The following is a 26901-nucleotide window of genomic DNA, read 5'->3' on the forward strand; positions in this document are numbered from 1 at the left end:
GAAGGACTTAGTCCTCTAAAATGGAAAAAAGTTGGTATGTTGTTCATACTTATTCAGGATATGAGAATAAGGTAAAAGCTAATCTAGAAAAGCGTGTAGAAACAATGGGAATGCAAGATAAGATTTTCCGAGTGATCGTTCCTGAAGAATCAGAAGTTGAAATGAAGAACGGTAAAGAAAAAGTTACAAAACGTAAAGTGTTTCCTGGTTACGTTTTAGTTGAAATCGTTATGACGGATGATTCATGGTATGTTGTACGAAATACACCAGGTGTAACAGGGTTTGTTGGATCAGCGGGTTCAGGTTCAAAACCAACTCCTTTATTAGAAGAAGAGATCACACATATTCTTAAGCATATGGGTCTTGATGAGCAAGTAATTGATTTCGATTTAGAAGTGAATGAAGTTGTTCGTTTAAAAGAAGGACCATTTGCGAATTACACTGGTTCAATAAAAGAAATTGATTTTGAAAAGAAAAAAGTTACAGTACTAGTAGAGTTCTTTAATAAAGAAACGCCTGTAGAACTAGATTTACATCTTGTAGAAAAATTATAATACTAGACCTTGCTTTTTTATTTTGAAAGTGTTAGACTTTTAAAGGTCAATATGCATCGATTAGATGATATTAACTTCTGTATAAGAATATGCATGAGAATGCAAACGATATGAGTGGGAGGGTGAATCCCTATTACCACATCACGGACTTAAGGAGGTGTGTCTCGTGGCTAAAAAAGTAATTAAAATGGTAAAATTGCAAATTCCTGCAGGAAAAGCAAACCCAGCACCACCAGTTGGTCCTGCATTAGGACAAGCAGGTGTTAACATCATGGGATTCTGTAAAGAGTTCAACGCTCGTACAGCTGACCAAGCTGGTTTAATTATTCCTGTTGAAATCACAGTATTCGAAGATCGTTCGTTTACGTTTATTACGAAAACTCCTCCTGCTGCTGTACTTCTTAAAGTAGCGGCTGGTATCGAGTCTGGTTCTGGTGAACCAAATCGTAAAAAAGTAGCAACAGTAAAACGCGATAAAGTACGTGAGATTGCTGAAACTAAAATGCCTGATTTAAACGCTGCTTCAGTTGAAGCTGCTATGCGTATGGTTGAAGGTACTGCACGTAGTATGGGTATCGTTATTGAAGACTAATCCCATCTTCAATAAGGTGTGATTGAGGAGGTTGCGAACATCGCTTTTGGTGTACTATCGCAACCTTTATTCGTGGGAGGAAAATCCGTTAAAACCACATTAGGAGGAAAAGAACATGGCTAACAAAGGTAAAAAGTACCAAGAAGCTATTAAATTAGTAGATCGTACAGCTGTTTACGCTGTAAACGAAGCTGTAGAACTAGTAAAGAAAACTACAACTGTTAACTTCGACGCAACTGTTGAAGTAGCATTCCGTTTAGGAGTAGATCCAAAGAAAGCTGACCAACAAATTCGTGGTGCAGTAGTTCTTCCACACGGTACTGGTAAAGTACAACGTGTATTAGTATTCGCTAAAGGTGAAAAAGCTAAAGAAGCTGAAGCTGCTGGTGCTGATTTCGTAGGCGATGCTGAAATGATCGCTAAAATCCAAAAAGGTTGGTTCGACTTTGATGTAGTAGTAGCAACTCCAGACATGATGGCTGAAGTTGGTAAATTAGGACGTGTATTAGGACCTAAAGGTTTAATGCCAAACCCTAAAACAGGAACTGTTACATTTGATGTAACGAAAGCTGTTAACGAAATCAAAGCTGGTAAAGTTGAATACCGTGTTGATAAAGCTGGTAACATTCACGTACCAATCGGTAAAGTATCTTTCGAAAACGAAAAGTTAGTAGAAAACTTTACAACAATCTTCGAAACTATGGTTAAGGTTAAACCTGCAGCTGCTAAAGGAACATACATGAAGAACGTAGCAATCACTTCAACTATGGGCCCTGGTATCAAAGTAGATCCTGCTAGTTTCTAAGATAAAAAACAAAGTTGACAATTCGACAAGAACTCTCTATAATGGAGATTGTCTTGCTAATTAAATAGACTACCGTAGACAGTAGGTGCGTAAGCTTAATATCCTGCCGAGGTGTATAACTGATAAATTCGTGCATATACAGCCTCCATGTCTTTTTTTGAAAAATTCGTGGAGGTTTTGTTATGAGTTACACTTTTGCGGTATACACACTAAAATCCACAGGAGGTGTAATAAATGAGCGCAGTATTAGAAGCAAAAAAACAAGTTGTATCTGAAGTAGCTGCTAAATTACGTGAAAGCAAATCAACAATCGTTGTTGATTACCGTGGTTTAAACGTTGCTGAAGTAACTGAATTACGTAAGCAATTACGTGAAGCTGGTGTTGAGTTCAAAGTTTACAAAAACACTTTAACTCGTCGTGCTGCTGAAGAAGCTGGCTTAGCTGGTTTAAACGAAGCATTAACTGGTCCAAACGCAATCGCGTTTAGTACGGAGGATGTAATTGCTCCTGCTAAAGTAATCAACGACTTCGCTAAAAAACACGAAGCTTTAGAAATTAAAGCTGGTGTAATCGAAGGAAACGTTGCGACAGTTGAAGAAGTGAAAGCTCTTGCTGAACTTCCATCTCGCGAAGGTTTACTTTCTATGTTGCTTAGCGTGCTACAAGCACCAATCCGCAACTTCGCTCTTGCAACTAAAGCAGTTGCAGAACAAAAAGAAGAACAAGGCGCTTAATGCCAAAATTGCATAAAAAATTATTATTGAAGGTATATATAAGGAGGAAATAACAATGACTAAAGAACAAATCATTGAAGCAGTTAAAAACATGACTGTATTAGAATTAAATGACTTAGTAAAAGCTATCGAAGAAGAGTTTGGCGTAACTGCTGCTGCTCCTATGGCTATGATGGCTGGTGGCGGTGCTGAAGCTGCTGCTGAGCAAACTGAATTTGACGTAGTATTAGCTGGCGCTGGCGACCAAAAAATTAAAGTAATCAAAGTAGTTCGTGAATTAACTGGATTAGGATTAAAAGAAGCTAAAGAATTAGTTGACAACACTCCTAAAGCAGTTAAAGAAGGAATCAGCAAAGAAGAAGCTGAAGAAATGAAAGCTAAACTTGAAGAAGTTGGCGCTTCTGTAGAAGTTAAGTAATTTCTAATCGTTTTTACAAAAGCTCGCATTTATGCGAGCTTTTTTTGTACATATAGAGTTGCGATTGGGAAGACTAATCAGTATCAAAGATGGAAGAAGGATTTATATGGCTGATCACTATTTTACGAACCAACCGAATAGCAAAAACGATAAGAAGGTATTTTCTTTTACTTTAAGAGGAAATGCATTAAAGTTTCAATCGGATGCCGGAGTATTTTCAAGAAACGAAGTTGATTTTGGTTCGCGAGTATTAATAGAGACATTTACTTTTCCAGGAATTGAAGGAACGATTTTAGATGTGGGCTGTGGATATGGTCCCATTGGTTTATCGATTGCTAAAGTTGATCCGAATCGTTTGGTGGAAATGGTCGATGTGAATTTAAGAGCGATTGAATTAGCGAAAGAGAATGCGAAGGTAAATAACATAGAAAATGTGAAAATCTATGAAAGTAGTATCTATGAAAATGTAACTGGAGAATATGCCGCGATTTTAACAAATCCACCTATACGAGCTGGCAAATCTGTAGTGCACACAATTTTAAAAGAAGCTCATGAAAAACTACTTCCTGGTGGTGAGCTTTGGGTCGTAATTCAAAAGAAACAAGGAGCTCCTTCGGCTTTGGAATTACTAAAAGAGTTGTTTGATGAAGTGGATGTTGTAAAAAAGGAAAAAGGGTATTATATCATAAAAAGTAAAAAAGATTGACTCTAAATTTCGCTTGTGATAGTATTATTAAATGCCAATATATATTTATTTTCAAAAATCATTTTTTGGAAGTGGGTATATTTCTATATTCTTTGGAAATGATAGTAAAATGACTGTCGTTGAGTTTAATAAATGGTTTTCATTTTGAAACCATTTTATTTTTTGTTTAACAAGTAAGGGGTTTTTATGCTTATTTGTTACTATTTTTTTGTTTTAAATACTCTTAAATTTAAGGGGTGAATATGTTGACAGGTCAACTAGTTCAATATGGACGACACCGCCAACGCAGAAGTTATGCTCGTATCAGTGAAGTTTTAGAGTTACCTAACTTAATTGAAATTCAAACAGCATCTTACCAATGGTTTTTAGATGAAGGTTTGAGAGAAATGTTCCAAGACATTTCGCCGATTGAGGATTTTACAGGTAATCTATCATTAGAATTCATTGATTACAGTTTAGGTGAGCCGAAGTATGTTGTAGAAGAATCAAAAGAGCGTGATGTAAACTACGCTGCTCCACTTCGAGTAAAAGTTCGCCTATTAAATAAGGAAACTGGCGAAGTTAAAGAGCAAGATGTTTTCATGGGAGATTTCCCATTAATGACGGACACAGGCACATTTATTATTAATGGTGCTGAACGTGTTATCGTTTCACAATTAGTACGTTCTCCAAGTGTGTACTATAGTGGAAAGATCGACAAAAATGGTAAAAAGGGTTATACAGCTACTGTAATTCCAAACCGTGGTGCTTGGTTAGAGTACGAAACGGATGCGAAAGACGTAGTTTATGTACGTATTGACCGCACAAGAAAATTACCTGTTACTGTCTTACTACGTTCGCTTGGATTTGGTACAGACCAAGAGATTCTGGACTTATTAGGCGAAAACGAATACCTACGTAACTCACTTGAAAAAGATAATACAGATAGCACTGAAAAAGCGCTTCTTGAAATCTATGAGAGATTACGCCCAGGTGAACCACCTACAGTAGAAAATGCAAAAAACCTATTAATTACTCGCTTCTTTGATCCGAAGCGTTATGATTTAGCTAGCGTAGGTCGCTACAAAATCAATAAAAAATTACACATTAAAAACCGTCTATTTAATCAACGTATTGCTGAAACTTTAGTTGATCCAGAAACTGGTGAAATTATTGTAGAAAAAGGGACAACTCTTGATCGTCGTACGTTAGATAGAATTCTTCCGTTCTTAGAGAAGAATATCGGTGAAAAAGTAGTTCAACCTGCAGGTGGCGTACTAGAAGAAGAGATTAATTTACAATCTATTAAAATCTATGCACCAGTTGAAGGCGATGGCGAACAAGTAATTCAAGTCATTGGAAATGCTAATGTAAGCAAAAGCGTGAAAAACATTTCACCAGCTGACATTATCGCTTCGATTTCTTACTTCTTTAACTTACTACATAACGTAGGAGACACAGATGATATTGACCACTTAGGTAATCGTCGTTTACGTTCAGTTGGAGAATTACTTCAAAACCAATTCCGTATCGGGTTATCTCGTATGGAACGTGTAGTTCGTGAACGTATGTCAATTCAAGATACAAATGCAGTTACTCCACAGGCGTTAATTAATATTCGCCCAGTAATTGCTTCAATTAAAGAATTCTTTGGTAGTTCACAGCTATCTCAATTCATGGACCAAACAAACCCACTAGCAGAATTAACTCACAAACGAAGACTATCAGCGCTAGGACCAGGTGGTTTAACACGTGAACGTGCTGGATTCGAAGTACGTGACGTTCATTACTCTCACTATGGTCGTATGTGTCCGATTGAGACGCCTGAGGGACCGAACATCGGATTAATTAACTCACTTTCTTCTTATGCGAAAGTAAATCAATTTGGTTTCATTGAAACGCCATATCGTCGCGTAGATTCTGAAACTGGTCGTCTGACTGATAAAATTGATTACTTAACAGCTGACGAAGAAGATCTATACGTTGTAGCCCAAGCGAATGCTCGTTTAGGTGAAGATGGTAGTTTCTTAGATGAAGATGTAGTAGCTCGTTTCCGTGGAGACAACACAGTTGTTAAACGTGAGCGTATTGACTACATGGATGTATCTCCAAAACAAGTAGTATCAGCTGCGACAGCATGTATCCCGTTCTTAGAGAACGATGACTCAAACCGTGCCCTAATGGGAGCGAACATGCAACGTCAAGCAGTTCCATTATTAAACCCTGAATCACCAATCGTTGGTACAGGTATGGAGTACGTTTCAGCGAAAGACTCTGGTGCTGCAGTAATCTGTAAACACCCTGGTATTGTTGAACGTGTTGAAGCGAAAGAAGTTTGGGTACGTCGCTATTCAGAAGTTGATGGACAAAAAGTTAAAGGTGACCTTGATAAATATCGTATGTTAAAATTCGTACGTTCAAACCAAGGTACTTGTTATAACCAACGCCCAATCGTAAGTGTTGGTGACGAAGTAGTAAGAGGCGAAATTCTTGCAGATGGACCTTCTATGGAAAAAGGTGAATTAGCTCTTGGACGTAACGTACTAGTAGCATTCATGACATGGGATGGTTACAACTACGAGGATGCGATCATTATGAGTCGCCGTCTTGTTAAAGAAGATGTTTACACTTCAGTTCATATTGAAGAATATGAGTCAGAAGCTCGTGACACTAAATTAGGACCTGAAGAAATCACTCGTGATATTCCAAACGTTGGTGAAGATGCTCTTAAAAATCTTGATGAGCGTGGGATTATCCGAATTGGTGCAGAAGTTAAAGATGGTGACTTATTAGTTGGTAAAGTAACACCTAAAGGGGTTACTGAATTAACTGCTGAAGAACGTCTACTTCATGCAATCTTCGGTGAAAAAGCTCGTGAAGTTCGTGATACTTCTTTACGTGTTCCACACGGTGGAGGCGGAATTATTCTTGATGTTAAAGTATTCACTCGTGAAAACGGTGATGAATTACCACCAGGAGTTAACCAACTTGTTCGTGTATATATCGTTCAGAAGCGTAAAATCTCTGAAGGGGATAAAATGGCTGGACGACATGGTAATAAAGGGGTTATATCCCGCATTTTACCAGAAGAAGATATGCCGTTCTTACCAGATGGAACGCCAGTTGATATCATGTTAAACCCATTAGGGGTACCTTCTCGTATGAACATCGGTCAGGTACTAGAGTTACACTTAGGTATGGCTGCTAGATATCTTGGCATTCATGTTGCTTCTCCTGTATTTGATGGAGCACGTGAGGAAGATGTTTGGGGTACGATTGAAGAAGCTGGTATGGCACGTGATGCTAAGACTGTACTATATGATGGACGTACGGGTGAACCGTTCGATAACCGTGTATCTGTAGGTGTTATGTATATGATCAAACTTGCTCACATGGTTGACGATAAGCTACATGCGCGTTCAACTGGACCATACTCACTTGTTACGCAACAACCACTTGGTGGTAAAGCACAATTTGGTGGACAACGTTTTGGTGAGATGGAAGTATGGGCACTTGAAGCATATGGTGCTGCTTATACACTACAAGAAATCTTAACTGTTAAATCTGATGACGTTGTTGGACGTGTGAAAACATATGAAGCAATCGTTAAAGGTGAAAACGTACCTGAGCCAGGTGTTCCTGAATCATTTAAAGTATTAATTAAGGAATTACAATCTCTAGGTATGGACGTTAAGATGATGTCTGCTACAGATGAGGAAATCGAAATGCGCGATACTGAAGACGATGATGATCAAGCTTCAGAACATTTAGCGATGGATATGGAATACGTAAAAGAATAAGTATTATATTGGGTAAAACCTTAGGACAGAAAGGGAGGTAGGCCCCTTGATAGATGTAAATAATTTCGAGTATATGAAGATCGGACTTGCATCGCCTGACAAAATTCGCTCGTGGTCATACGGGGAAATTAAAAAACCTGAAACAATTAACTACCGTACGTTAAAACCTGAAAAAGATGGTCTTTTTTGTGAACGTATTTTCGGTCCTACAAAGGATTGGGAATGTCACTGCGGTAAATATAAACGTGTACGTTATAAAGGTGTAGTATGTGATCGTTGTGGAGTTGAAGTAACTCGTGCAAAAGTACGTCGTGAGCGTATGGGACACATTGAATTAGCTGCTCCTGTATCACATATTTGGTATTTCAAAGGTATTCCAAGCCGAATGGGACTTGTTTTAGACATGTCCCCTCGAGCTTTGGAGGAAGTTATCTACTTCGCTTCTTATGTAGTAACAGAAACTGGAGATACGCCTTTAGAAAAGAAACAATTACTTTCTGAGAAAGAATTCCGTGCTTATCGTGAGCGCTATGGTCAAACTTTCCAAGCATCTATGGGTGCTGAAGCAATTAAAAAGCTTTTAAGCGATATTAACCTTGAAAAAGATGTTGATTCTTTAAAAGAAGAATTAAAAACTGCACAAGGGCAACGTCGTACAAGAGCAATTAAACGCTTGGAAGTATTAGAAGCATTCCGTAACTCTGGTAATGAGCCATCTTGGATGATCCTTGATGTTCTTCCAGTTATTCCACCTGAATTACGTCCAATGGTTCAATTGGATGGTGGACGTTTTGCTACTTCGGATTTAAACGATTTATATCGTCGTGTAATTAACCGTAACAACCGTTTAAAACGTTTATTAGACCTTGGTGCTCCAAGCATTATCGTTCAAAACGAAAAACGTATGCTTCAAGAAGCAGTTGACGCGTTAATTGACAATGGTCGTCGTGGTCGTCCAGTTACTGGACCGGGTAACCGTCCATTAAAATCACTTTCTCACATGCTTAAAGGTAAGCAAGGACGTTTCCGTCAAAACTTACTTGGTAAACGTGTTGACTACTCTGGTCGTTCGGTAATCGTTGTAGGACCAAACTTACAGATGTATCAATGTGGTTTACCAAAAGAAATGGCGATTGAGTTATTCAAGCCATTCGTGATGAAAGAATTAGTAGAGCGTGGATTAGCACATAACATTAAGAGTGCAAAACGTAAAATTGAGCGTTTACACCCAGAAATTTGGGATGTATTAGAATCGGTTATTCGTGAGCATCCAGTGTTACTAAACCGTGCCCCAACTCTACACAGACTTGGTATCCAAGCGTTCGAACCTACTCTAGTAGAAGGCCGTGCGATTCGTCTACATCCACTTGTATGTACTGCATACAACGCCGATTTTGACGGTGACCAAATGGCTGTTCACGTTCCGTTATCAAGTGAAGCTCAAGCAGAAGCTCGTATTCTAATGCTTGCAGCTCAAAACATCCTGAATCCGAAAGATGGTAAACCAGTAGTTACACCATCTCAAGATATGGTATTAGGTAACTATTACTTAACACTTGAGCGTGCAGGCGCAGTCGGTGAAGGTATGGTATTTAAAGATATCAATGAAGCGTTAATCGCATACCAAAACGGTTATGTACACTTACATTCTCGTATTGCTGTTGCGGCTGGAACGTTAAATAACGAAACATTTACTGAAGAACAAAATAACTCATTATTAATCACAACTGTTGGTAAGTTAATCTTTAATGAAATCTTACCTACATCGTTCCCGTATATTAATGAGCCAACTCAGAGTAATCTTGAAAAAGAAACTCCGCAGATGTATTTTGTATCTAAAGGTGCAAATGTGAAAGAAATTATTGAAAGTAGAGAAGAAATTGCTCCTTTCAAAAAGAAAATTCTTGGAAACATCATTGCTGAAGTATTTAAACGTTTCAAAATCACTGAAACGTCAAAAATGCTTGACCGCATGAAGGATCTAGGATTTAGACATTCTACTAAAGCCGGTATCACAGTAGGTGTTGCTGACATCATCGTATTACCTGAGAAGCAACAAATTATTGCTGAGGCACAAGAAAAAGTAGATAAAGTATTGAAGCAATTCCGACGCGGTTTAATCACAGAAGATGAGCGTTACGATCGTGTAATCGCAATTTGGAGTGACGCGAAGGATGTAATTCAAGGAAAACTGATGGCTTCATTAAATAAACGAAACCCTATCTTTATGATGAGTGACTCTGGTGCCCGTGGTAACGCATCTAACTTCACTCAGCTTGCAGGTATGCGTGGTCTGATGGCCAACCCGGCTGGACGTATCATTGAGTTACCGATCAAATCATCATTCCGTGAAGGTTTAACGGTACTTGAATACTTCATCTCAACACATGGTGCTCGTAAAGGTCTTGCCGATACTGCACTTAAAACAGCCGATTCAGGTTACCTAACTCGTCGTCTAGTAGACGTTGCACAAGATGTAATCGTTCGTCAAGATGACTGTGGTACTGATCGCGGTTTACATGTTAAGGCAATTAAAGAAGGTAACGAAATTATTGAAGGTCTATACGATCGTTTAGTAGGTCGTCATTTACGTGCAACTCTACGTCACCCAGAAACAGGCGTATTACTTGCTCAAGAGAACGATTTAATTACAGAAGACTTAGCTCGTGAAATTATCGATGCTGGTATTGAAGAAGTTAATATCCGTTCTGCATTTACATGTAATACGAACCATGGAGTATGTAAAAAATGTTATGGTCGCAATTTAGCTACAGGTGCTGAAGTTGAAGTTGGTGAAGCAGTTGGTATTATCGCTGCTCAATCAATTGGTGAGCCAGGTACTCAGTTAACAATGCGTACATTCCATACAGGTGGGGTAGCAGGAGACGATATTACTCAAGGTTTACCTCGTATTCAAGAGCTATTTGAAGCACGTAACCCTAAAGGTCAAGCTGTTATATCTGAAATCGATGGTGTTATCTCGATCTCAACTGATGCAAAAGACAAACAAGAAATTATTGTTGAAGGCTCAGTTGAATCTAGAAGCTATCCAGTTCCTTATGGCGCTAGATTAAAAGTTCAAGACGGTGAAAGAATTGAACGTGGTCAAGTAATGACTGAAGGTTCAATTGATCCGAAAGAGCTATTAAAAGTAAAAGGTACAAATGCTGTTCAAGAATACTTACTACGCGAAGTTCAAAAAGTATACCGTATGCAAGGGGTAGAAATTGGCGATAAACACGTAGAGGTAATGGTTCGACAAATGCTGAAGAAAGTTCGTGTAATGGATGCAGGGGAAACTGATTTACTTCCTGGTACATTACTAGAATTACATCAGTTTACTGAAGCAAATAAAGAAGCTTTATATGCAGGTAAACAACCAGCAACTGCTCGTCCGTTATTACTAGGTATTACAAAAGCATCATTAGAAACAGACTCATTCTTATCAGCTGCATCATTCCAAGAAACAACGCGTGTGTTAACAGACGCTGCGATCAAAGGAAAACGTGATGAGTTGCTAGGATTAAAAGAGAATGTTATTATAGGTAAGTTGGTTCCGGCTGGTACAGGTATGAACAGATACCGTAAAGTTGATCTTGTAAAAGATGTAAACGAATCAGTTGAATTGAACGAAGAAGTTTTAGTTGAAAAATAAAACTTAAAATATTTTCATTCTTGAGTTGACATCAAATGATGAAAAATGATAAGATATTCAAGGTTGCTCCTAGACAATAGCACTGCTAATCTTAGCAGGTTAGACCCGGGGCTAATTTAGGAATATACAGTTAAAACTGTTTTTGTGAGAAGGAAGATTCCTTCCTTCTTGCAAAAACTTTGTTTTCAACTAATTATGAACCACCTGGATGTGTGGTCTTATAAATATGTGAAGGGAGGAAAAAACTCATGCCTACTATTAACCAGTTAGTGCGTAATGGACGTACTTCTAAAGTATGGAAATCAAAATCACCAGCATTAAACAAAGGTTTCAACTCATTAAAGAAAAAATCAACTGATTTATCAGCTCCACAAAAACGTGGTGTTTGTACTCGTGTTGGTACTATGACTCCAAAGAAACCGAACTCAGCATTACGTAAATATGCTCGTGTACGTTTAACTAACCAAATCGAGGTAACTGCTTATATCCCAGGTATCGGACACAACTTACAAGAGCACAGTGTTGTTCTTATTCGTGGAGGACGTGTAAAAGATTTACCAGGGGTACGTTATCACATCGTTCGTGGTGCGTTAGATACTGCAGGTGTTGACAAGCGTATGCAAGGTCGTTCTAAATACGGAACTAAGAGACCAAAAGCAGCTAAGAAGTAATAGATAACAACTAGTCGAAAGGAGGAAATCACATGCCACGTAAAGGTCCTGTTGCAAAAAGAGATGTATTGCCAGATCCACTTTATAATTCAAAATTAGTTTCTCGTTTAATCAACAAAATGATGATTGACGGAAAAAGAGGAAAATCTCAAGCTATCTTATACGGAGCTTTTGAATTAATCCAAGAACGTTCTGGTAAAGAACCAATGGAAGTATTCGAAGCAGCTCTTAAAAATATCATGCCAGTTCTAGAAGTTAGAGCTCGTCGTGTTGGTGGTTCTAACTACCAAGTACCAGTTGAGGTTCGTCCAGAGCGTCGTACAACTTTAGGTCTTCGTTGGTTAGTTAACTATTCTCGTCTTCGTGGAGAAAAAACGATGGAAGAGCGTTTAGCTAACGAAATTCTTGATGCAGCTAACAACGCAGGTGCTGCAGTTAAGAAACGTGAAGATACACACAAAATGGCAGAAGCGAACAAAGCGTTTGCTCACTACCGTTGGTAAGATTAAAAGCATTTTAGTTATTTCTGCACATAATGAATGTTGGTTAAGTCGTTCACCTATTTTAAACTAGTCTTCTAGTTTAAATAGGTGAACGTCGGATTACATAACTTAGGATGACATGAAAGTTCTTTGCTTGTAGTGCTTAACTTAATAACATGAAATATGTATAGGAATAACTTTTTCTTATACAATAAAAAATCCTACTTACAAATTGGAAGGGAGAAAGAACCCTTATGACAAGAGAGTTCTCCTTAAATAACACTCGTAATATCGGGATCATGGCTCACATTGACGCTGGTAAAACAACGACTACTGAGCGTATCCTTTATTACACTGGTCGTATTCACAAAATTGGTGAAACTCATGAAGGAGCTTCACAAATGGACTGGATGGAGCAAGAGCAAGAGCGTGGTATCACTATCACATCTGCTGCTACAACAGCTCAATGGAATAACCACCGTGTAAATATCATTGATACTCCAGGTCACGTAGACTTCACTGTAGAAGTTGAACGTTCTCTACGTGTACTTGATGGCGCAGTTGCAGTACTTGATGCTCAATCTGGTGTTGAGCCTCAAACTGAAACAGTATGGCGTCAAGCAACTACTTACGGAGTTCCACGTGTTGTATTCGTTAACAAAATGGATAAAATCGGCGCGGATTTCTTATACTCTGTAGGAACATTGCACGATCGTTTACAAGCTAACGCACACCCGATCCAATTAGCGATGGGTGCTGAAGATAACTTCTGGGGTATTATCGACCTTGTAGAAATGAAAGCTATCAAGTATAACAATGACTTAGGTACTGACATTGAAACAATCGAAATTCCTGAAGAGTACCAAGAGCAAGCTGAAGAATACCGCGGAAGATTAGTTGAAGCAGTAGCTGAGCTTGACGAAGAATTAATGATGAAATACCTTGAAGGCGAAGAAATCACACTTCCTGAATTAAAAGCTGCTATTCGTAAAGCAACTTGTTCAGTACAATTCTACCCAGTAGTATGTGGTTCTGCTTTCAAAAACAAAGGTGTTCAATTAATGCTAGATGCAGTAATTGACTACTTACCATCACCATTAGATGTACCAGCAATCATGGGAACTGTACCTGATTCTGATGAAGAGAAAGTTGTTCCTTCAAGTGACGACGAGCCATTCGCTGCTCTTGCATTCAAAATCATGACTGATCCTTATGTTGGTAAATTAACGTTCTTCCGTGTTTACGCAGGTACGTTAGAATCTGGTTCATACGTTCAAAACTCTACTAAAGGTAAGCGTGAGCGTGTAGGTCGTATCCTACAAATGCATGCTAACTCTCGTCAAGAGATTTCGAAAGTATACGCTGGTGACATCGCTGCTGCAGTAGGTCTTAAAGATACTACAACTGGAGATACTCTATGTGATGAAAAGAATTTAGTAATTCTTGAGTCTATGGAATTCCCAGAGCCAGTTATTCACATTGCAATTGAACCAAAATCTAAAGCTGACCAAGATAAAATGGGTCAAGCATTAGTTAAATTAACAGAAGAAGATCCTACTTTCCGTGCTCACACTGACCAAGAAACTGGTCAAGTAATCATCGGTGGTATGGGTGAACTTCACCTTGACATCATCGTTGACCGTATGCGTCGTGAATTTAAAGTAGAAGCTAACGTTGGTGCTCCTCAAGTAGCATACCGTGAAACTTTCCGTTCTTCTGCACAAGTAGAAGGTAAATTCGTTCGTCAATCAGGTGGACGTGGACAATTCGGTCACGTTTGGATTGAATTCTCACCAAACGAAGAAGGAAAAGGCTTCGAGTTCGAAAACGGAATCGTTGGTGGTGTTGTTCCACGTGAATACATCCCAGCAGTTGCTGCAGGTCTTGAAGATTCTCTAAAAAATGGTGTATTAGCTGGATTCCCACTAATCGACATTAAAGCTCGTCTATTTGATGGTTCTTACCATGATGTTGACTCGAATGAGATGGCGTTTAAAGTTGCTGCTTCATTAGCACTTAAAAACGCAGTTAAAAAATGTAACCCAGTTCTACTTGAACCAATCATGAAAGTAGAAGTTGTTATCCCTGAGGAATACTTAGGAGATATCATGGGTGACGTTACTTCTCGTCGCGGACGCGTTGAAGGTATGGAAGCTCGCGGTAACGCTCAAGTAGTACGTGCAATGGTACCTCTTGCTGAGATGTTTGGTTATGCAACTTCATTACGTTCTAACACTCAAGGTCGTGGAACGTTCTCAATGGTATTTGACCATTATGAAGATGTACCAAAATCAATCTCTGAAGAAATTATCAAAAAATATAAAGGTGAGTAATTGATTATTTAGTTCTCATCATGTATAACTATGTATGTTAGTCATAAAGGGGACTTGCCCCTTTATGGCATAATAATAAAACTAAAATAAATTTTCTTAATTATAAGGAGGATTTTTACAATGGGTAAAGCTAAATTCGAACGTGTAAAACCACACGTTAACATTGGTACAATCGGACACGTTGACCATGGTAAAACTACATTAACAGCTGCTATTACTACAGTATTAGCTAAAGTAGGTGGAGCTGAAGCTCGTGCTTACGATCAAATCGATGGTGCTCCAGAAGAAAGAGAACGTGGTATCACAATCTCTACTGCACACGTTGAGTATGAAACTGAAACTCGTCACTATGCACACGTTGACTGCCCAGGTCACGCTGACTATGTTAAAAACATGATCACTGGTGCTGCTCAAATGGACGGTGGTATCTTAGTAGTATCTGCTGCTGATGGTCCAATGCCTCAAACTCGTGAGCACATCCTTTTATCTCGCCAAGTAGGTGTACCTTACATCGTAGTATTCATGAACAAATGTGACATGGTTGACGATGAAGAGTTACTTGAATTAGTTGAAATGGAAATTCGTGATCTATTATCAGAATATGAATTCCCTGGCGATGACATTCCAGTAATCAAAGGTTCAGCTCTTAAAGCTTTAGAAGGTGACGAAGCTTGGGAAGCTAAAATCCATGAATTAATGGCTGAAGTTGATTCTTATATCCCAACACCAGCTCGTGAAACTGACAAGCCTTTCTTAATGCCAGTTGAGGATGTATTCTCAATCACTGGTCGTGGAACAGTTGCTACTGGTCGTGTTGAGCGTGGTATCGTTAAAGTTGGTGACGTAATCGAGATCATCGGTCTTGTTGAAGAGCCAAAATCAACTACTGTAACAGGTGTTGAAATGTTCCGTAAACTTCTTGATCAAGCAGAAGCTGGAGATAACATCGGTGCACTTCTTCGTGGGGTTGCTCGTGACGATATCCAACGTGGTCAAGTTTTAGCTAAACCAGGTTCAGTTAAACAACACACTAAGTTCAAAGCTGAAGTTTACGTTTTATCTAAAGAAGAAGGTGGACGTCATACTCCATTCTTCGCTAACTACCGTCCACAATTCTATTTCCGTACAACTGACGTAACTGGAATCATCCAATTACCAGAAGGTACTGAAATGGTTATGCCTGGCGACAACATCGAAATGACTGTTGAGTTAATCAACGCAATCGCTGTTGAAGAAGGAACTAAGTTCTCTATCCGTGAGGGTGGACGTACTGTAGGCGCTGGCGTAGTTGCTACAATCGTTGAATAATTAAACATTTAAAAGCTTAGAAGATTTTCTTCTAAGCTTTTTTTCTTTAAATTGGAAATGAATTTTAACCTATATAACACCTATTCAAGCTTGCTTTTACTAGTAAGAGATAATATAATAACAAAGTACAAAAGACGACAAACTATTATTTACAATAAACTTATAACTAATGCTTGCAATAGCATTATTTTTTATGTATAATAGATGATGTTGGTCTTTGACTGCGTAGAAGTGGAAGGTTGCTGATACACCCGGCCGCTTTGCCATGGCGAGTGTAAGGAAATTTCCATGGAGTATGTCTATTATTTAAATAGGCGAAAAAGGAGGGAAAATTATGGCAAAAGAAAAAATTCGTATTCGTTTAAAAGCTTACGATCACCGTATTTTAGATCAATCTGCAGAGAAAATCGTTGAAACTGCGAAACGTTCAGGTGCTTCTGTATCTGGTCCGATTCCATTACCAACTGAGAAATCTATCTACACGATTCTTCGTGCGGTTCATAAATACAAAGATTCTCGTGAGCAATTCGAAATGCGCACACACAAACGTTTAATCGATATCGTGAACCCAACACCACAAACTGTTGATTCACTAATGAGACTAGACTTACCGTCTGGCGTTGATATTGAAATCAAACTTTAATAACGATATATATAAATTCAGGAGGTGTGACTTATGACTAAAGGAATCTTAGGGAAAAAGATCGGTATGACACAAGTATTTGCTGAAAACGGCGAGTTAATTCCAGTTACTGTTATCGAAGCTACTCCAAACGTAGTTTTACAAAAGAAAACTGCTGAAACTGACGGATACGAAGCAATCCAAATCGGATTCGCTGACAAACGTGAGAAATTAGCTAACAAACCAGAACAAGGACACGCTGCTAAAGCAAACACTGCACCTAAGCGCTTCGTTCGTGAAATTCGTAATGCTGATATGACAGCTTATGAAGTAGGTCAAGAAGTCAAAGTTGATATTTTTGCAAATGGTGACATCGTTGATGTGACTGGAACTTCAAAAGGTAAAGGATTCCAAGGTAGCATCAAGCGCCACGGACAATCTCGTGGACCTATGTCTCACGGTTCTCGTTACCACCGTCGTCCAGGTTCAATGGGACCTGTTGCTCCAAACCGCGTATTTAAAAACAAAGCATTACCAGGACGTATGGGTGGAGAAAAAGTAACTGTACAAAACTTACAAATCGTTAAAGTTGACGCTGAGCGTAACTTACTATTAGTAAAAGGTAATGTACCAGGTGCTAAAAAATCTTACGTAACAATCCGTTCTGCGGTTAAATCTAACTAATTAATTAGAAGAAAGGAGGAAACCAAATGCCTAAAGTTACTATGTTTAACCAAACTGGTGCTCAAGTAGGAGAAATTGAATTAGCTGATGCTGTATTCGGAATTGCTCCAAACGAACACGTTTTATTTGATGCTGTAATGATGCAACGTGCGTCTTTACGTCAAGGTACTCACAAAGTAAAAACACGCTCTGAAGTGCGTGGTGGTGGTCGTAAACCATGGAGACAAAAAGGAACTGGCCGTGCTCGTCAAGGTTCAATCCGTTCTCCACAATGGCGTGGTGGTGGTATCGTATTCGGTCCAGCTCCAAGATCATACTCATATAAATTACCTAAAAAGGTACGTCGCTTAGCGATTAAATCTGCTTTATCTACTAAAGTATTAGAGCAAAGCATGTTAGTGCTTGAAGATTTAGCGTTAAACGCACCAAAAACAAAAGATATGGTTACTGTATTACAAGGCTTATCAGTTCAAAAGAAAGTCTTAATCGTAACTGCTGACTTAAATGAAAACGTAGCTTTATCTGCTCGTAACATTCCTGGAATTACAGTAATTGCAGCAAATGAAGTTAACGTAATCGACGTTTTACATCATGATACTTTAATCATGACTAAAGCTGCGGTGGAAAAAGTAGAGGAGGTGCTTGCGTAATGAAGGATCCTCGTGATATTATCAAACGCCCAGTTATCACTGAAGCTTCTATGGATGCTATTTCTGAGAAAAAATATACTTTCGAAGTTGATGTAAGAGCTAACAAAACTGAAGTTAAAGATGCTGTTGAAGCAATCTTCGGTGTTAAAGTAGAAAAAGTTAACGTGATGAACTACAAAGGTAAGTTTAAACGTATGGGTAAACATGCTGGTTACACTAACCGTCGTAGAAAAGCAATCGTTAAATTAACTGCTGATAGCCAAGATATCCAATTATTCGAAGGCGTTTAATACTAACTACTAGAAAAGGAGGGAACTAACGATGGGAATCAAAAAGTATAAACCAACCACTAACGGTCGCCGTGGTATGACTACTAATGACTTTGCTGAGATCACTACTGACAAACCAGAAAAATCATTATTAGCACCACTTAGCAAAAAAGCTGGCCGTAATAACCAAGGTAAAATTACTGTTCGTCACCAAGGTGGTGGACACAAACGTCAATACCGTATCATCGATTTCAAAAGAGATAAAGATGGTATACCAGGACGCGTTGCTACAATCGAGTACGATCCAAACCGTTCTGCAAACATTGCGTTAATTAACTACGCAGATGGAGAAAAACGCTACATTCTTGCTCCTAAAAACTTAGTAGTAGGAATGGAAATCGTTTCTGGTCCAGAAGCTGATATTAAAGTAGGTAACGCTTTACCACTTGCTAACATTCCAGTAGGTACTACAATCCACAACATCGAGTTAAAACCAGGTCGTGGAGGACAATTAGTACGTTCAGCTGGTACTTCAGCTCAAGTATTAGGTAAAGAAGATCGTTACGTATTAGTACGTTTAAATTCTGGTGAAGTACGTATGGTATTAGCTACATGCCGCGCGACTGTAGGTCAAGTAGGTAATGAGCACCACGAACTTATTAACATCGGTAAAGCAGGTCGTTCTCGTTGGATGGGTAAACGCCCAACTGTACGTGGATCTGTAATGAACCCAGTTGATCACCCACACGGTGGTGGTGAAGGACGCTCTCCAATCGGACGTAAATCACCAATGTCTCCATGGGGTAAACCAACTCTTGGTTACAAAACTCGTAAGAAAAACAAAGCGTCAGACAAGTTTATCGTACGTCGTCGTAAAAAATAACGCGGTTGTGCTACGGTTCACTAGAACCGTAGGTCAATCACGAAGGGAGGTACCACAATGGGACGCAGCCTGAAAAAAGGTCCATTTATTGATGATCACTTATTAACTAAAGTGGAAAAATTAAACGAAACTGAATCAAAACAAGTTGTAAAAACTTGGTCACGTCGTTCTACAATTTTCCCACAATTTATCGGACATACTATTGCAGTGTACGATGGTCGTAAACACGTACCTGTTTATGTAACAGAAGATATGGTAGGTCACAAACTTGGCGAATTTGCTCCAACTCGTACTTATAAAGGTCACGATGCGGATGACAAGAAAACTAGAAGATAATGAGAGGAGGCACTCCAATGCAAGCAAAAGCTGTACTGAGAACAGTTCGTATCGCTCCTCGTAAAGTTCGTCTTGTAGTCGATTTAATCCGAGGTAAACAAGTTGGCGAAGCGATCGCAATCCTTCGACACACACCAAAAACTGCTTCTCCTGTTGTAGAAAAATTATTAAAATCTGCTATTGCAAATGCAGAACATAACTATGATATGGATGTTAACAACTTATACATCGAAAAAGTATTCGTTGATGAAGGTGCAACATTAAAAAGATTCCGCCCACGTGCACAAGGACGTGCTAGCGCAATCAACAAACGCACAAGCCACATTACAATCGTGGTATCAGAGAAGAAGGAGGGATAATCGATGGGTCAAAAGGTAAATCCAGTCGGACTTCGTGTCGGTATTATCAAAGATTGGGAATCTAAATGGTACGCAGAGAAAGATTACGCAGACCTTTTACATGAAGATATCAAAATTCGTGAATATATTAGTGCTCGTTTAAAAGATTCTGCTGTTTCTAAAGTAGAAATCGAAAGAGCAGCAAACCGTGTAAACATTACAGTTCACACTGCAAAACCTGGTATGGTAATCGGTAAAGGTGGTTCAGAAGTTGAAGCTCTTCGTAAAGCTTTAAACAACTTAACTGGCAAACGTGTTCATATCAACATTATCGAAATCAAAAGAGCTGATCTTGATGCTAAATTAGTAGCTGAAAACATCGCTCGTCAATTAGAAAACCGTGTTTCATTCCGTCGTGCTCAAAAGCAAGTATTACAACGTGCAATGCGTGCTGGTGCATTAGGTATCAAAACACAAGTTTCTGGTCGTCTTGGCGGAGCAGATATCGCTCGTGCTGAATCATATAGCGAAGGTACAGTGCCACTTCATACATTACGTGCAGACATCGACTATGCAACTGCAGAAGCAGATACAACATACGGTAAGCTTGGCGTAAAAGTATGGATTTACAAAGGTGAAGTTCTTCCTACTAAAAAGAAAGCTTCTGAGGAAGGAGGAAATTAATTATGTTAATGCCTAAACGTGTTAAATATCGTAGAGAGCACCGTGGAAAAATGCGCGGACGTGCTAAAGGTGGCACAGAAGTAGCATTCGGTGAATTTGGTTTACAATCAACTGAAGCATCTTGGATTACTAACCGTCAAATCGAAGCAGCGCGTCGTGCAATGACTCGTTACATGAAACGTGGCGGTAAAGTATGGATTAAGATCTTCCCTTCTAAGCCTTACACAGCTAAACCTCTTGAGGTACGTATGGGTAGCGGTAAAGGTGCTCCAGAAGGTTGGGTTGCTGTTGTTAAACCTGGCAAAATCATGTTCGAAATCGCTGGTGTATCTGAAGAAGTAGCTCGTGAAGCACTACGCTTAGCAGCTCACAAATTACCAGTTAAATGTAAGTTTGTAAAACGCGAAGACAATGGTGGTGATTCTAATGAAAAGTAATGAGATTCGCGATCTTACCACTGCTGAAATTGAATTAAAAGTGAAATCTCTTAAAGAAGAGTTATTCAACCTTCGTTTCCAATTAGCTACAGGACAATTAGAGAACACTGCACGTATCCGTGAGGTTCGTAAAGCTATTGCTCGTATGAAAACTGTAGTACGTGAAAGAGAAATTAACTCTAACAATTAATCATGAGGGGAGGTTTGCACAGTGAGCGAACGTAACCAACGTAAAGTTTACACAGGACGTGTAGTTTCTGATAAAATGGATAAGACAATTACTGTTGTAGTTGAAACTTACAAAACACACAAACTATACGGAAAACGCGTTAAATATTCTAAGAAATATAAAGCGCACGATGAGCTAAACCAAGCAAAAGTTGGCGATATCGTAAAAATCATGGAGACTCGTCCATTATCAGCTACAAAACGTTTCCGTTTAGTAGAAATCGTAGAAGAAGCTGTTATTATCTAATAGATGATCGGATATTATTCTTAATCCGAAAGGAGGTCAATTTGACATGATCCAACAAGAAACTCGTTTAAAAGTTGCTGACAATTCAGGTGCACGTGAATTACTTACTATTAAAGTATTAGGTGGTTCAGGCCGTAAAACTGCTAACATCGGTGATATCATCGTATGTACAGTAAAACAAGCAACACCAGGTGGCGTTGTTAAAAAAGGTGATGTAGTTAAAGCCGTTATCGTTCGTACGAAACGCGGTGTTCGTCGTCCAGATGGTACTTACATCCGTTTTGACGAAAACGCAGCTGTTATCATCAAGGATGATAAGAGCCCACGTGGTACTCGTATTTTCGGACCAGTTGCACGTGAATTACGTGATAGCAACTTCATGAAAATCGTATCATTAGCTCCAGAAGTTCTATAATTAATGTACTACAATAAATACTTCAGAAAGCCTTATTAAGGAGGTGCACGAAGAAGATGCATGTAAAAAAAGGTGATAAAGTTCAAGTTATCTCTGGTAAAGACAAAGGAAAACAAGGTGTGATCCTTGCGGCTTTTCCAAAGAATAACCGCGTACTAGTTGAAGGTGTTAACATCATTAAAAAACACTCAAAACCTACTCAAGCTAACCCACAAGGTGGCATCATCGAGAAAGAAGCACCAATCCATGTTTCTAATGTTATGGCATTAGATCCAAAAACTGGAGTACCTACTCGCGTAGGTTACCAATTAGTGGATGGTAAAAAAGTACGTATTGCTAAAAAATCAGGCGAATTACTTGATAAATAATATCCATTTATGAAAGGAGGTCAACTGAATGAACCGCCTAGTTGAGAAATATCAAAAAGAAATTACTCCTGCTCTAATGAGCAAGTTTAACTATAAATCAATTATGGAAGTGCCTAAAATTGAAAAGATCGTCATCAACATGGGTGTTGGTGAGGCTGTTTCAAATTCTAAAGCATTAGATACTGCTGTTGAGGAATTAACTCTAATCGCTGGTCAAAAACCTGTTGTAACTAGAGCTAAAAAATCAATCGCTCAATTCCGTCTTCGTGAAGGTATGCCTATCGGTGCTAAAGTTACATTACGTGGAGAGCGTATGTACGAATTCTTCGAGAAATTAGTAGCTGTAACTTTACCACGTGTACGTGACTTCCGCGGAATCTCTAAAAAAGCATTCGATGGCCGTGGAAACTACACTTTAGGTGTTAAAGAACAATTAATCTTCCCAGAGATCGATTATGATAAAGTAAACAAAGTACGTGGTATGGACATCGTTATTGTTACTACTGCAAATACTGATGAAGAAGCTCGTGAAATGCTAACATTATTCGGAATGCCTTTTCAAAAATAATGAAAGCCAGCGCTAAAGAAGAGGAGGCGAAAACGTGGCTAAAAAATCAATGATTGCGAAACAAAAACGCGAACAGAAATTTAAAGTACAAGAGTATACACGTTGCGAACGATGCGGACGTCCACACTCAGTTTTACGTAAATTTAAACTTTGCCGTATTTGTTTCCGTGAACTTGCTTACAAAGGACAAATCCCTGGCGTTAAAAAAGCTAGTTGGTAATTTTATAGATATTAGGAAGGAGGTTATCTGAACATGGTCATGACAGATCCTATTGCAGATATGCTTACTCGCATTCGTAATGCGAACATGGTACGTCACGAGAAATTAGAATTCCCAGGTTCTAACCTAAAGAAAGAAGTTGCTGAAATTCTAAAACGTGAAGGTTTCATCCGTGACGTTGAGTACATTGAAGACGATAAACAAGGTATCATCCGTATTTTCTTAAAATATGGTGTGAACAACGAACGCGTTATCACTGGATTAAAAAGAATCTCTAAACCTGGCTTACGTGTTTACGCTAAAGCTGATGAAGTACCTCGCGTACTTAACGGTTTAGGTGTTGCGATTCTTTCAACTTCTAAAGGTGTAATGACAGATAAAGAAGCTCGTCAAGCTAAAACTGGTGGCGAAATCTTAGCATACGTTTGGTAATAAAACACAGAGCGAATGGAGGTGTAGTGAATGTCTCGTGTTGGTAAAAAAGAACTTGTAATTCCAGCTGGAGTTACTCTTACTAATAACAACAATACAATTACAGTAAAAGGACCTAAAGGTGAGTTAACTCGTACTTTTAGTCCAGATATGCAAATCGAATTAAACGAGAACGTATTAACAGTTGCACGTCCAACTGACAACAAAGAGCACCGTGCTCTTCATGGTACAACTCGTGCCCTTTTAGGAAACATGGTTGAAGGTGTAACTAATGGTTATACTCGTAACCTAGAACTAATCGGGGTAGGTTACCGTGCTACAAAAACAGGTGACAAACTTGTTCTTAGCGTTGGTTATTCTCACCCAGTTGAGATCACTCCTGAAAATGGTGTTGAAATCGAAGTACCTTCAAATACTAAAATCAGTATCAAAGGTATCGACAAAGAACGTGTAGGCGCTCTTGCTGCTTACATCCGTCAAGTACGTCCACCAGAGCCTTACAAAGGTAAAGGTATCCGTTACGAAGGTGAAACTGTTCGTCGTAAAGAAGGTAAAACTGCGAAGTAATCTAACTAGATAAGAGAAAGGAGTGACCAAGATGATCTTTAAGGCTGATAAAAATGCAGTACGTAAAAAGAGACATGCTCGTGTTCGTACTAAATTATCTGGTACTCAAGAACGTCCACGTTTAAACGTTTACCGTTCAAACAACCATATCTATGCTCAAATCATTGATGATGTTAATGGCGTAACATTAGCAAGTGCATCAACTTTAGATAAAGAATTAACTATTAATGGTACTGGTAATATCGAAGCAGCAAAATTAGTTGGTGGTTTAGTTGCAAAACGCGCTACTGACAAAGGTGTTACTGAAGTTGTATTCGACCGCGGTGGTTACTTATATCATGGTCGCGTAAAAGCTTTAGCTGAAGCTGCTCGTGAAGCTGGTTTACAATTTTAATAAAAGAAGGAGGGACATACATGCGTCGCATTGATCCTAATAAATTAGAGCTTGAAGAACGCTTAGTTACGATCAACCGTGTTGCTAAAGTTGTAAAAGGTGGTCGTCGTTTCCGCTTTGCAGCATTAGTAGTTGTTGGTGACAAAAACGGTCATGTAGGTTTTGGTACTGGTAAAGCTCAAGAAGTACCAGATGCTATCCGTAAAGCTGTTGAAGATGCTAAGAAAAATCTAATTAATGTACCAATCGTTGGAACTACAATTCCTCACGAAATTACAGGTCGTTTTGGAGCTGGTGAAGTATTCCTAAAACCTGCTTCTGAAGGTACTGGAGTTATCGCTGGAGGTCCAGTTCGTGCGGTATTAGAACTTGCAGGAGTTCACGATATCTTATCTAAATCACTTGGTTCTAACACGCCGGTTAATATCGTTCGTGCTACAATCGAAGGATTAAGCAACTTAAAACGTGCGGATGAGGTTGCAAAATTACGTGGTAAATCTGTAGAAGAATTACTAGGTTAATAAGGAGGGATAACGATGGCTAAAAAGTTAGAAATTACCCTTACTCGTAGTGTTATTGGTCGCAAACAAGATCAAATCGCAACAGTTCGTGCGTTAGGTATTACAAAAACTAACCAAACAGTTGTTAAAGAAGATAACGCTGCAATGCGTGGGATGATTAACAAAGTTTCTCACCTTGTATCTGTAAAAGAAATTTAATGAAACATGAATAAGTAAGGAGGTGCCCTAATGAAACTTCATGAATTAAAACCTACAGAAGGTTCTCGTAAAGTATCGAAACGTATCGGTCGTGGTATCGGTTCTGGTACTGGTAAAACTGCTGGTAAAGGTCATAAAGGACAAAACGCTCGTTCAGGTGGCGGTGTTCGTCTTGGATTTGAAGGTGGTCAAACTCCTTTATTCCGTCGTTTACCAAAACGTGGTTTCACTAACATCAACCGTAAAGAGTACGCAATCGTTAATGTTGAAACGTTAAACCGCTTCGAAAACGGAACTGAAGTAACTCCTGAGTTACTGATTGAAACTGGTATCGTTCGTAAAGAATTAGCTGGTATTAAAATTTTAGGTAAAGGTAAGTTAGAAGTTAAACTTACTGTAAAAGCTCATAAGTTCTCATCTACTGCAGTAGAGGCAATCGAAGCAGCTGGTGGAAAAACTGAGGTGATCTAATGTTCCGGACAATCTCCAACTTTATGCGCGTTGCAGATATTAGAAGAAAGATTCTCTTCACGTTATTAATGTTAATTGTATTTCGTATTGGGACGTTTATACCTGTTCCAAACGTCAACGCTGATGTGCTTGCTTCCCAAGATAGCTCGCTGAGCGTCTTTGGAGTACTAAATACATTCGGTGGAGGAGCTCTTAAACAGTTCTCGATTTTTGCAATGGGTATAATGCCTTACATTACAGCATCGATCATTATTCAGTTACTTCAAATGGACGTTGTTCCAAAGTTAACTGAATGGTCGAAGCAGGGTGAGATTGGTCGACGTAAATTGACTCAACTGACTAGATATATCACAATTATTTTAGGATTTATTGAAGCTATTGGGTTATCGATCAGTATGAACAATGTTACAGGCGGAATGTTAATTGAAAATGCTGGTTGGTCTACCTACCTATATATTGCAACTGTACTAACAGCTGGTACAGCTTTCTTATTGTGGCTAGGTGAGCAAATTACTGCTAAAGGTGTAGGGAACGGTATATCAATTATTATCTTTGGTGGTATAGTAGCTGCTATTCCAACTACAATTTCACAAATCTATCAGCAACAATTTAAAGGTGCTGGAGATGAGCTATTCTTAAATATTGTTAAAGTTGGCTTAGTTGTATTGGTATTATTACTAGTTATTGTTGCTGTTATTTACATCCAACAAGCAACTCGTAAAATTCCGATCCAATATGCAAAACGTAATAATGGAAATAATAGCTATGTCGGAGGACAATCTACTCACTTGCCATTAAAAGTAAATGGTGCTGGGGTTATTCCGGTAATCTTCGCTGTTTCATTTTTAATAACTCCATCAACAATCGCATCGTTCTTACCAAATAACAGTGTGACTGATTGGATTGAAAAAGTATTTACTTATAACAATCCTTGGGGTATGGCATTTTATCTAATTTTAATTATTGCTTTTTCATACTTTTATACTTTTGTTCAGGCTAATCCTGAGCAAATGGCTGAAAACTTACAAAAGCAAGGTGGCTACATCCCAGGCATTCGCCCAGGTAAGAGCACACAAGAATATATAATCAAAGTCTTATATCGCTTAACGTTTGTAGGATCAATTTTCTTAGCTTTCATAGCTTTATTACCAATTGCATTTGGTAAAATTGCTAACTTACCACCTTCAGCTCAAATTGGAGGAACAAGTTTACTAATCGTTGTCGGCGTTGCGCTTGAAACAATGAAGCAATTAGAAAGTCAGCTTGTAAAACGAAACTACAAAGGCTTTATAAAATAACGAGCGTTAGGGAAGTAGAAATTTCCCTTTTGC

At 38.8% G+C, this 26901-nt stretch carries 34 protein-coding genes and 1 other annotated feature; all 34 genes read left to right on the forward strand.

Annotated features, from left to right (window positions below):
* The first annotated feature begins 20 nt into the window (after window positions 1–20).
* Entirely contained in the window at window positions 21–554 is a 534-nt protein-coding gene (gene nusG / locus ACX6U0_RS20190; RefSeq protein WP_088003763.1) for a transcription termination/antitermination protein NusG, read from the forward strand.
* A gap of 166 nt (window positions 555–720) precedes the next feature.
* The gene (gene rplK / locus ACX6U0_RS20195; protein WP_142283142.1) at window positions 721–1146 is read left to right on the forward strand and encodes a 50S ribosomal protein L11; all 426 of its coding nucleotides are present in this window, start codon (window positions 721–723) and stop codon (window positions 1144–1146) included.
* A gap of 115 nt (window positions 1147–1261) precedes the next feature.
* Window positions 1262–1951: a 50S ribosomal protein L1 gene (rplA, locus tag ACX6U0_RS20200; protein WP_088003769.1), complete on the forward strand. Its 690-nt coding sequence runs from the start codon at window positions 1262–1264 to the stop codon at window positions 1949–1951.
* Between the two features lie 54 nt (window positions 1952–2005).
* Window positions 2006–2141 (forward strand) — a sequence feature (ribosomal protein L10 leader region).
* Window positions 2142–2185: 44 nt separating this feature from the next.
* Complete coding sequence (rplJ, locus tag ACX6U0_RS20205) at window positions 2186–2686, forward strand: 50S ribosomal protein L10 (protein ID WP_464961652.1); 501 nt, start codon at window positions 2186–2188, stop codon at window positions 2684–2686.
* 55 nt (window positions 2687–2741) lie between these two features.
* Complete coding sequence (gene rplL, locus ACX6U0_RS20210) at window positions 2742–3104, forward strand: 50S ribosomal protein L7/L12 (protein ID WP_088003775.1); 363 nt, start codon at window positions 2742–2744, stop codon at window positions 3102–3104.
* Between the two features lie 106 nt (window positions 3105–3210).
* On the forward strand, window positions 3211–3810 hold the full coding sequence (locus tag ACX6U0_RS20215) for a class I SAM-dependent methyltransferase (RefSeq protein ID WP_464961653.1): 600 nt from the start codon (window positions 3211–3213) through the stop codon (window positions 3808–3810).
* A gap of 245 nt (window positions 3811–4055) precedes the next feature.
* A complete protein-coding gene (gene rpoB, locus ACX6U0_RS20220; protein ID WP_088003779.1) occupies window positions 4056–7589 on the forward strand; it encodes a DNA-directed RNA polymerase subunit beta in 3534 nt (1177 codons plus the stop codon).
* 46 nt (window positions 7590–7635) lie between these two features.
* The gene (rpoC, locus tag ACX6U0_RS20225; RefSeq protein WP_464961654.1) at window positions 7636–11244 is read left to right on the forward strand and encodes a DNA-directed RNA polymerase subunit beta'; all 3609 of its coding nucleotides are present in this window, start codon (window positions 7636–7638) and stop codon (window positions 11242–11244) included.
* Window positions 11245–11492: 248 nt separating this feature from the next.
* Window positions 11493–11915: a 30S ribosomal protein S12 gene (gene rpsL, locus ACX6U0_RS20230; RefSeq protein WP_056467392.1), complete on the forward strand. Its 423-nt coding sequence runs from the start codon at window positions 11493–11495 to the stop codon at window positions 11913–11915.
* Window positions 11916–11947: 32 nt separating this feature from the next.
* Entirely contained in the window at window positions 11948–12418 is a 471-nt protein-coding gene (rpsG, locus tag ACX6U0_RS20235) for a 30S ribosomal protein S7 (protein WP_464961655.1), read from the forward strand.
* Between the two features lie 233 nt (window positions 12419–12651).
* The gene (gene fusA, locus ACX6U0_RS20240; RefSeq protein WP_464961656.1) at window positions 12652–14730 is read left to right on the forward strand and encodes an elongation factor G; all 2079 of its coding nucleotides are present in this window, start codon (window positions 12652–12654) and stop codon (window positions 14728–14730) included.
* 120 nt (window positions 14731–14850) lie between these two features.
* A complete protein-coding gene (gene tuf / locus ACX6U0_RS20245; protein ID WP_088003792.1) occupies window positions 14851–16038 on the forward strand; it encodes an elongation factor Tu in 1188 nt (395 codons plus the stop codon).
* 334 nt (window positions 16039–16372) lie between these two features.
* Window positions 16373–16681, forward strand: coding sequence for a 30S ribosomal protein S10 (rpsJ, locus tag ACX6U0_RS20250; RefSeq protein WP_088003795.1), 309 nt, complete (start codon window positions 16373–16375; stop codon window positions 16679–16681).
* A gap of 33 nt (window positions 16682–16714) precedes the next feature.
* Window positions 16715–17344, forward strand: coding sequence for a 50S ribosomal protein L3 (gene rplC / locus ACX6U0_RS20255; RefSeq protein WP_088003797.1), 630 nt, complete (start codon window positions 16715–16717; stop codon window positions 17342–17344).
* 26 nt (window positions 17345–17370) lie between these two features.
* Window positions 17371–17994: a 50S ribosomal protein L4 gene (rplD, locus tag ACX6U0_RS20260; protein WP_464961657.1), complete on the forward strand. Its 624-nt coding sequence runs from the start codon at window positions 17371–17373 to the stop codon at window positions 17992–17994.
* Window positions 17994–18284: a 50S ribosomal protein L23 gene (gene rplW, locus ACX6U0_RS20265; RefSeq protein ID WP_088003801.1), complete on the forward strand. Its 291-nt coding sequence runs from the start codon at window positions 17994–17996 to the stop codon at window positions 18282–18284. Before rplD ends, rplW begins: the two co-directional genes overlap by 1 nt.
* A 31-nt stretch (window positions 18285–18315) precedes the next feature.
* Entirely contained in the window at window positions 18316–19146 is an 831-nt protein-coding gene (gene rplB / locus ACX6U0_RS20270; RefSeq protein WP_464961658.1) for a 50S ribosomal protein L2, read from the forward strand.
* A gap of 57 nt (window positions 19147–19203) precedes the next feature.
* Window positions 19204–19482 carry a 30S ribosomal protein S19 gene (gene rpsS, locus ACX6U0_RS20275; protein ID WP_088003805.1) on the forward strand — a complete coding sequence of 93 codons (279 nt, stop codon included), beginning with the start codon at window positions 19204–19206 and terminating at the stop codon, window positions 19480–19482.
* A gap of 17 nt (window positions 19483–19499) precedes the next feature.
* Window positions 19500–19841, forward strand: a complete 342-nt coding sequence (rplV, locus tag ACX6U0_RS20280; RefSeq protein ID WP_056467425.1) for a 50S ribosomal protein L22 — start codon at window positions 19500–19502, stop codon at window positions 19839–19841.
* A gap of 3 nt (window positions 19842–19844) precedes the next feature.
* Window positions 19845–20504, forward strand: coding sequence for a 30S ribosomal protein S3 (rpsC, locus tag ACX6U0_RS20285; protein WP_464961659.1), 660 nt, complete (start codon window positions 19845–19847; stop codon window positions 20502–20504).
* A 2-nt stretch (window positions 20505–20506) separates the two neighbouring features.
* Window positions 20507–20941, forward strand: coding sequence for a 50S ribosomal protein L16 (rplP, locus tag ACX6U0_RS20290; RefSeq protein ID WP_088003809.1), 435 nt, complete (start codon window positions 20507–20509; stop codon window positions 20939–20941).
* Window positions 20931–21131 (forward strand): 50S ribosomal protein L29, encoded by a 201-nt coding sequence (gene rpmC / locus ACX6U0_RS20295; RefSeq protein ID WP_088003811.1) that lies wholly within the window; start codon window positions 20931–20933, stop codon window positions 21129–21131. The genes rplP and rpmC overlap by 11 nt, the downstream gene beginning before the upstream one ends.
* Before the next feature lie 21 nt (window positions 21132–21152).
* The gene (gene rpsQ, locus ACX6U0_RS20300) at window positions 21153–21416 is read left to right on the forward strand and encodes a 30S ribosomal protein S17 (protein WP_088003813.1); all 264 of its coding nucleotides are present in this window, start codon (window positions 21153–21155) and stop codon (window positions 21414–21416) included.
* Window positions 21417–21462: 46 nt separating this feature from the next.
* Entirely contained in the window at window positions 21463–21831 is a 369-nt protein-coding gene (rplN, locus tag ACX6U0_RS20305) for a 50S ribosomal protein L14 (RefSeq protein ID WP_088003815.1), read from the forward strand.
* Between the two features lie 56 nt (window positions 21832–21887).
* A complete protein-coding gene (rplX, locus tag ACX6U0_RS20310) occupies window positions 21888–22199 on the forward strand; it encodes a 50S ribosomal protein L24 (RefSeq protein WP_056467443.1) in 312 nt (103 codons plus the stop codon).
* Between the two features lie 28 nt (window positions 22200–22227).
* Window positions 22228–22767, forward strand: coding sequence for a 50S ribosomal protein L5 (rplE, locus tag ACX6U0_RS20315; RefSeq protein WP_088003817.1), 540 nt, complete (start codon window positions 22228–22230; stop codon window positions 22765–22767).
* A gap of 34 nt (window positions 22768–22801) precedes the next feature.
* Window positions 22802–22987 (forward strand): type Z 30S ribosomal protein S14, encoded by a 186-nt coding sequence (locus ACX6U0_RS20320; protein ID WP_069716795.1) that lies wholly within the window; start codon window positions 22802–22804, stop codon window positions 22985–22987.
* A 33-nt stretch (window positions 22988–23020) separates the two neighbouring features.
* On the forward strand, window positions 23021–23419 hold the full coding sequence (rpsH, locus tag ACX6U0_RS20325) for a 30S ribosomal protein S8 (protein ID WP_088003819.1): 399 nt from the start codon (window positions 23021–23023) through the stop codon (window positions 23417–23419).
* Between the two features lie 30 nt (window positions 23420–23449).
* Window positions 23450–23986 carry a 50S ribosomal protein L6 gene (gene rplF, locus ACX6U0_RS20330; protein ID WP_088003821.1) on the forward strand — a complete coding sequence of 179 codons (537 nt, stop codon included), beginning with the start codon at window positions 23450–23452 and terminating at the stop codon, window positions 23984–23986.
* Between the two features lie 31 nt (window positions 23987–24017).
* A complete protein-coding gene (gene rplR, locus ACX6U0_RS20335) occupies window positions 24018–24380 on the forward strand; it encodes a 50S ribosomal protein L18 (RefSeq protein WP_464961660.1) in 363 nt (120 codons plus the stop codon).
* Window positions 24381–24400: 20 nt separating this feature from the next.
* Window positions 24401–24901 carry a 30S ribosomal protein S5 gene (rpsE, locus tag ACX6U0_RS20340; RefSeq protein WP_098848445.1) on the forward strand — a complete coding sequence of 167 codons (501 nt, stop codon included), beginning with the start codon at window positions 24401–24403 and terminating at the stop codon, window positions 24899–24901.
* Window positions 24902–24916: 15 nt separating this feature from the next.
* Window positions 24917–25099, forward strand: a complete 183-nt coding sequence (gene rpmD / locus ACX6U0_RS20345; RefSeq protein ID WP_088003827.1) for a 50S ribosomal protein L30 — start codon at window positions 24917–24919, stop codon at window positions 25097–25099.
* A 30-nt stretch (window positions 25100–25129) separates the two neighbouring features.
* Window positions 25130–25570 (forward strand): 50S ribosomal protein L15, encoded by a 441-nt coding sequence (rplO, locus tag ACX6U0_RS20350; protein WP_088003829.1) that lies wholly within the window; start codon window positions 25130–25132, stop codon window positions 25568–25570.
* Window positions 25570–26868, forward strand: coding sequence for a preprotein translocase subunit SecY (gene secY / locus ACX6U0_RS20355; RefSeq protein ID WP_088003831.1), 1299 nt, complete (start codon window positions 25570–25572; stop codon window positions 26866–26868). Before rplO ends, secY begins: the two co-directional genes overlap by 1 nt.
* Window positions 26869–26901: the final 33 nt, after the last annotated feature.

The sequence above is a fragment of the Gottfriedia sp. ABJ_BB2_2 genome (assembly GCF_055484705.1).

Excerpts from the sequence above, each read along its gene's own strand:
- rplD (WP_464961657.1), top strand. The coding sequence starts at position 17,371 with ATGCCTAAAGTTACTATGTTTAACCAAACTGGTGCTCAAGTAGGAGAA.
- rplC (WP_088003797.1), top strand. The coding sequence starts at position 16,715 with ATGACTAAAGGAATCTTAGGGAAAAAGATCGGTATGACACAAGTATTT.
- rpmD (WP_088003827.1), top strand. The coding sequence starts at position 24,917 with ATGGCTAAAAAGTTAGAAATTACCCTTACTCGTAGTGTTATTGGTCGC.
- fusA (WP_464961656.1), top strand. The coding sequence starts at position 12,652 with ATGACAAGAGAGTTCTCCTTAAATAACACTCGTAATATCGGGATCATG.
- rpsE (WP_098848445.1), top strand. The coding sequence starts at position 24,401 with ATGCGTCGCATTGATCCTAATAAATTAGAGCTTGAAGAACGCTTAGTT.
- tuf (WP_088003792.1), top strand. The coding sequence starts at position 14,851 with ATGGGTAAAGCTAAATTCGAACGTGTAAAACCACACGTTAACATTGGT.
- ACX6U0_RS20215 (WP_464961653.1), top strand. The coding sequence starts at position 3,211 with ATGGCTGATCACTATTTTACGAACCAACCGAATAGCAAAAACGATAAG.
- rplW (WP_088003801.1), top strand. The coding sequence starts at position 17,994 with ATGAAGGATCCTCGTGATATTATCAAACGCCCAGTTATCACTGAAGCT.
- rpsL (WP_056467392.1), top strand. The coding sequence starts at position 11,493 with ATGCCTACTATTAACCAGTTAGTGCGTAATGGACGTACTTCTAAAGTA.
- rplF (WP_088003821.1), top strand. The coding sequence starts at position 23,450 with ATGTCTCGTGTTGGTAAAAAAGAACTTGTAATTCCAGCTGGAGTTACT.
- rpsS (WP_088003805.1), top strand. The coding sequence starts at position 19,204 with ATGGGACGCAGCCTGAAAAAAGGTCCATTTATTGATGATCACTTATTA.
- rplJ (WP_464961652.1), top strand. The coding sequence starts at position 2,186 with ATGAGCGCAGTATTAGAAGCAAAAAAACAAGTTGTATCTGAAGTAGCT.
- rplB (WP_464961658.1), top strand. The coding sequence starts at position 18,316 with ATGGGAATCAAAAAGTATAAACCAACCACTAACGGTCGCCGTGGTATG.
- secY (WP_088003831.1), top strand. The coding sequence starts at position 25,570 with ATGTTCCGGACAATCTCCAACTTTATGCGCGTTGCAGATATTAGAAGA.
- rplN (WP_088003815.1), top strand. The coding sequence starts at position 21,463 with ATGATCCAACAAGAAACTCGTTTAAAAGTTGCTGACAATTCAGGTGCA.
- rplL (WP_088003775.1), top strand. The coding sequence starts at position 2,742 with ATGACTAAAGAACAAATCATTGAAGCAGTTAAAAACATGACTGTATTA.
- rplE (WP_088003817.1), top strand. The coding sequence starts at position 22,228 with ATGAACCGCCTAGTTGAGAAATATCAAAAAGAAATTACTCCTGCTCTA.
- rpsG (WP_464961655.1), top strand. The coding sequence starts at position 11,948 with ATGCCACGTAAAGGTCCTGTTGCAAAAAGAGATGTATTGCCAGATCCA.
- nusG (WP_088003763.1), top strand. The coding sequence starts at position 21 with ATGGAAAAAAGTTGGTATGTTGTTCATACTTATTCAGGATATGAGAAT.
- rplX (WP_056467443.1), top strand. The coding sequence starts at position 21,888 with ATGCATGTAAAAAAAGGTGATAAAGTTCAAGTTATCTCTGGTAAAGAC.
- rpsH (WP_088003819.1), top strand. The coding sequence starts at position 23,021 with ATGGTCATGACAGATCCTATTGCAGATATGCTTACTCGCATTCGTAAT.
- rpsJ (WP_088003795.1), top strand. The coding sequence starts at position 16,373 with ATGGCAAAAGAAAAAATTCGTATTCGTTTAAAAGCTTACGATCACCGT.
- rplR (WP_464961660.1), top strand. The coding sequence starts at position 24,018 with ATGATCTTTAAGGCTGATAAAAATGCAGTACGTAAAAAGAGACATGCT.
- rplA (WP_088003769.1), top strand. The coding sequence starts at position 1,262 with ATGGCTAACAAAGGTAAAAAGTACCAAGAAGCTATTAAATTAGTAGAT.
- rplV (WP_056467425.1), top strand. The coding sequence starts at position 19,500 with ATGCAAGCAAAAGCTGTACTGAGAACAGTTCGTATCGCTCCTCGTAAA.
- rplO (WP_088003829.1), top strand. The coding sequence starts at position 25,130 with ATGAAACTTCATGAATTAAAACCTACAGAAGGTTCTCGTAAAGTATCG.
- rpsC (WP_464961659.1), top strand. The coding sequence starts at position 19,845 with ATGGGTCAAAAGGTAAATCCAGTCGGACTTCGTGTCGGTATTATCAAA.
- rpmC (WP_088003811.1), top strand. The coding sequence starts at position 20,931 with ATGAAAAGTAATGAGATTCGCGATCTTACCACTGCTGAAATTGAATTA.
- rplP (WP_088003809.1), top strand. The coding sequence starts at position 20,507 with ATGTTAATGCCTAAACGTGTTAAATATCGTAGAGAGCACCGTGGAAAA.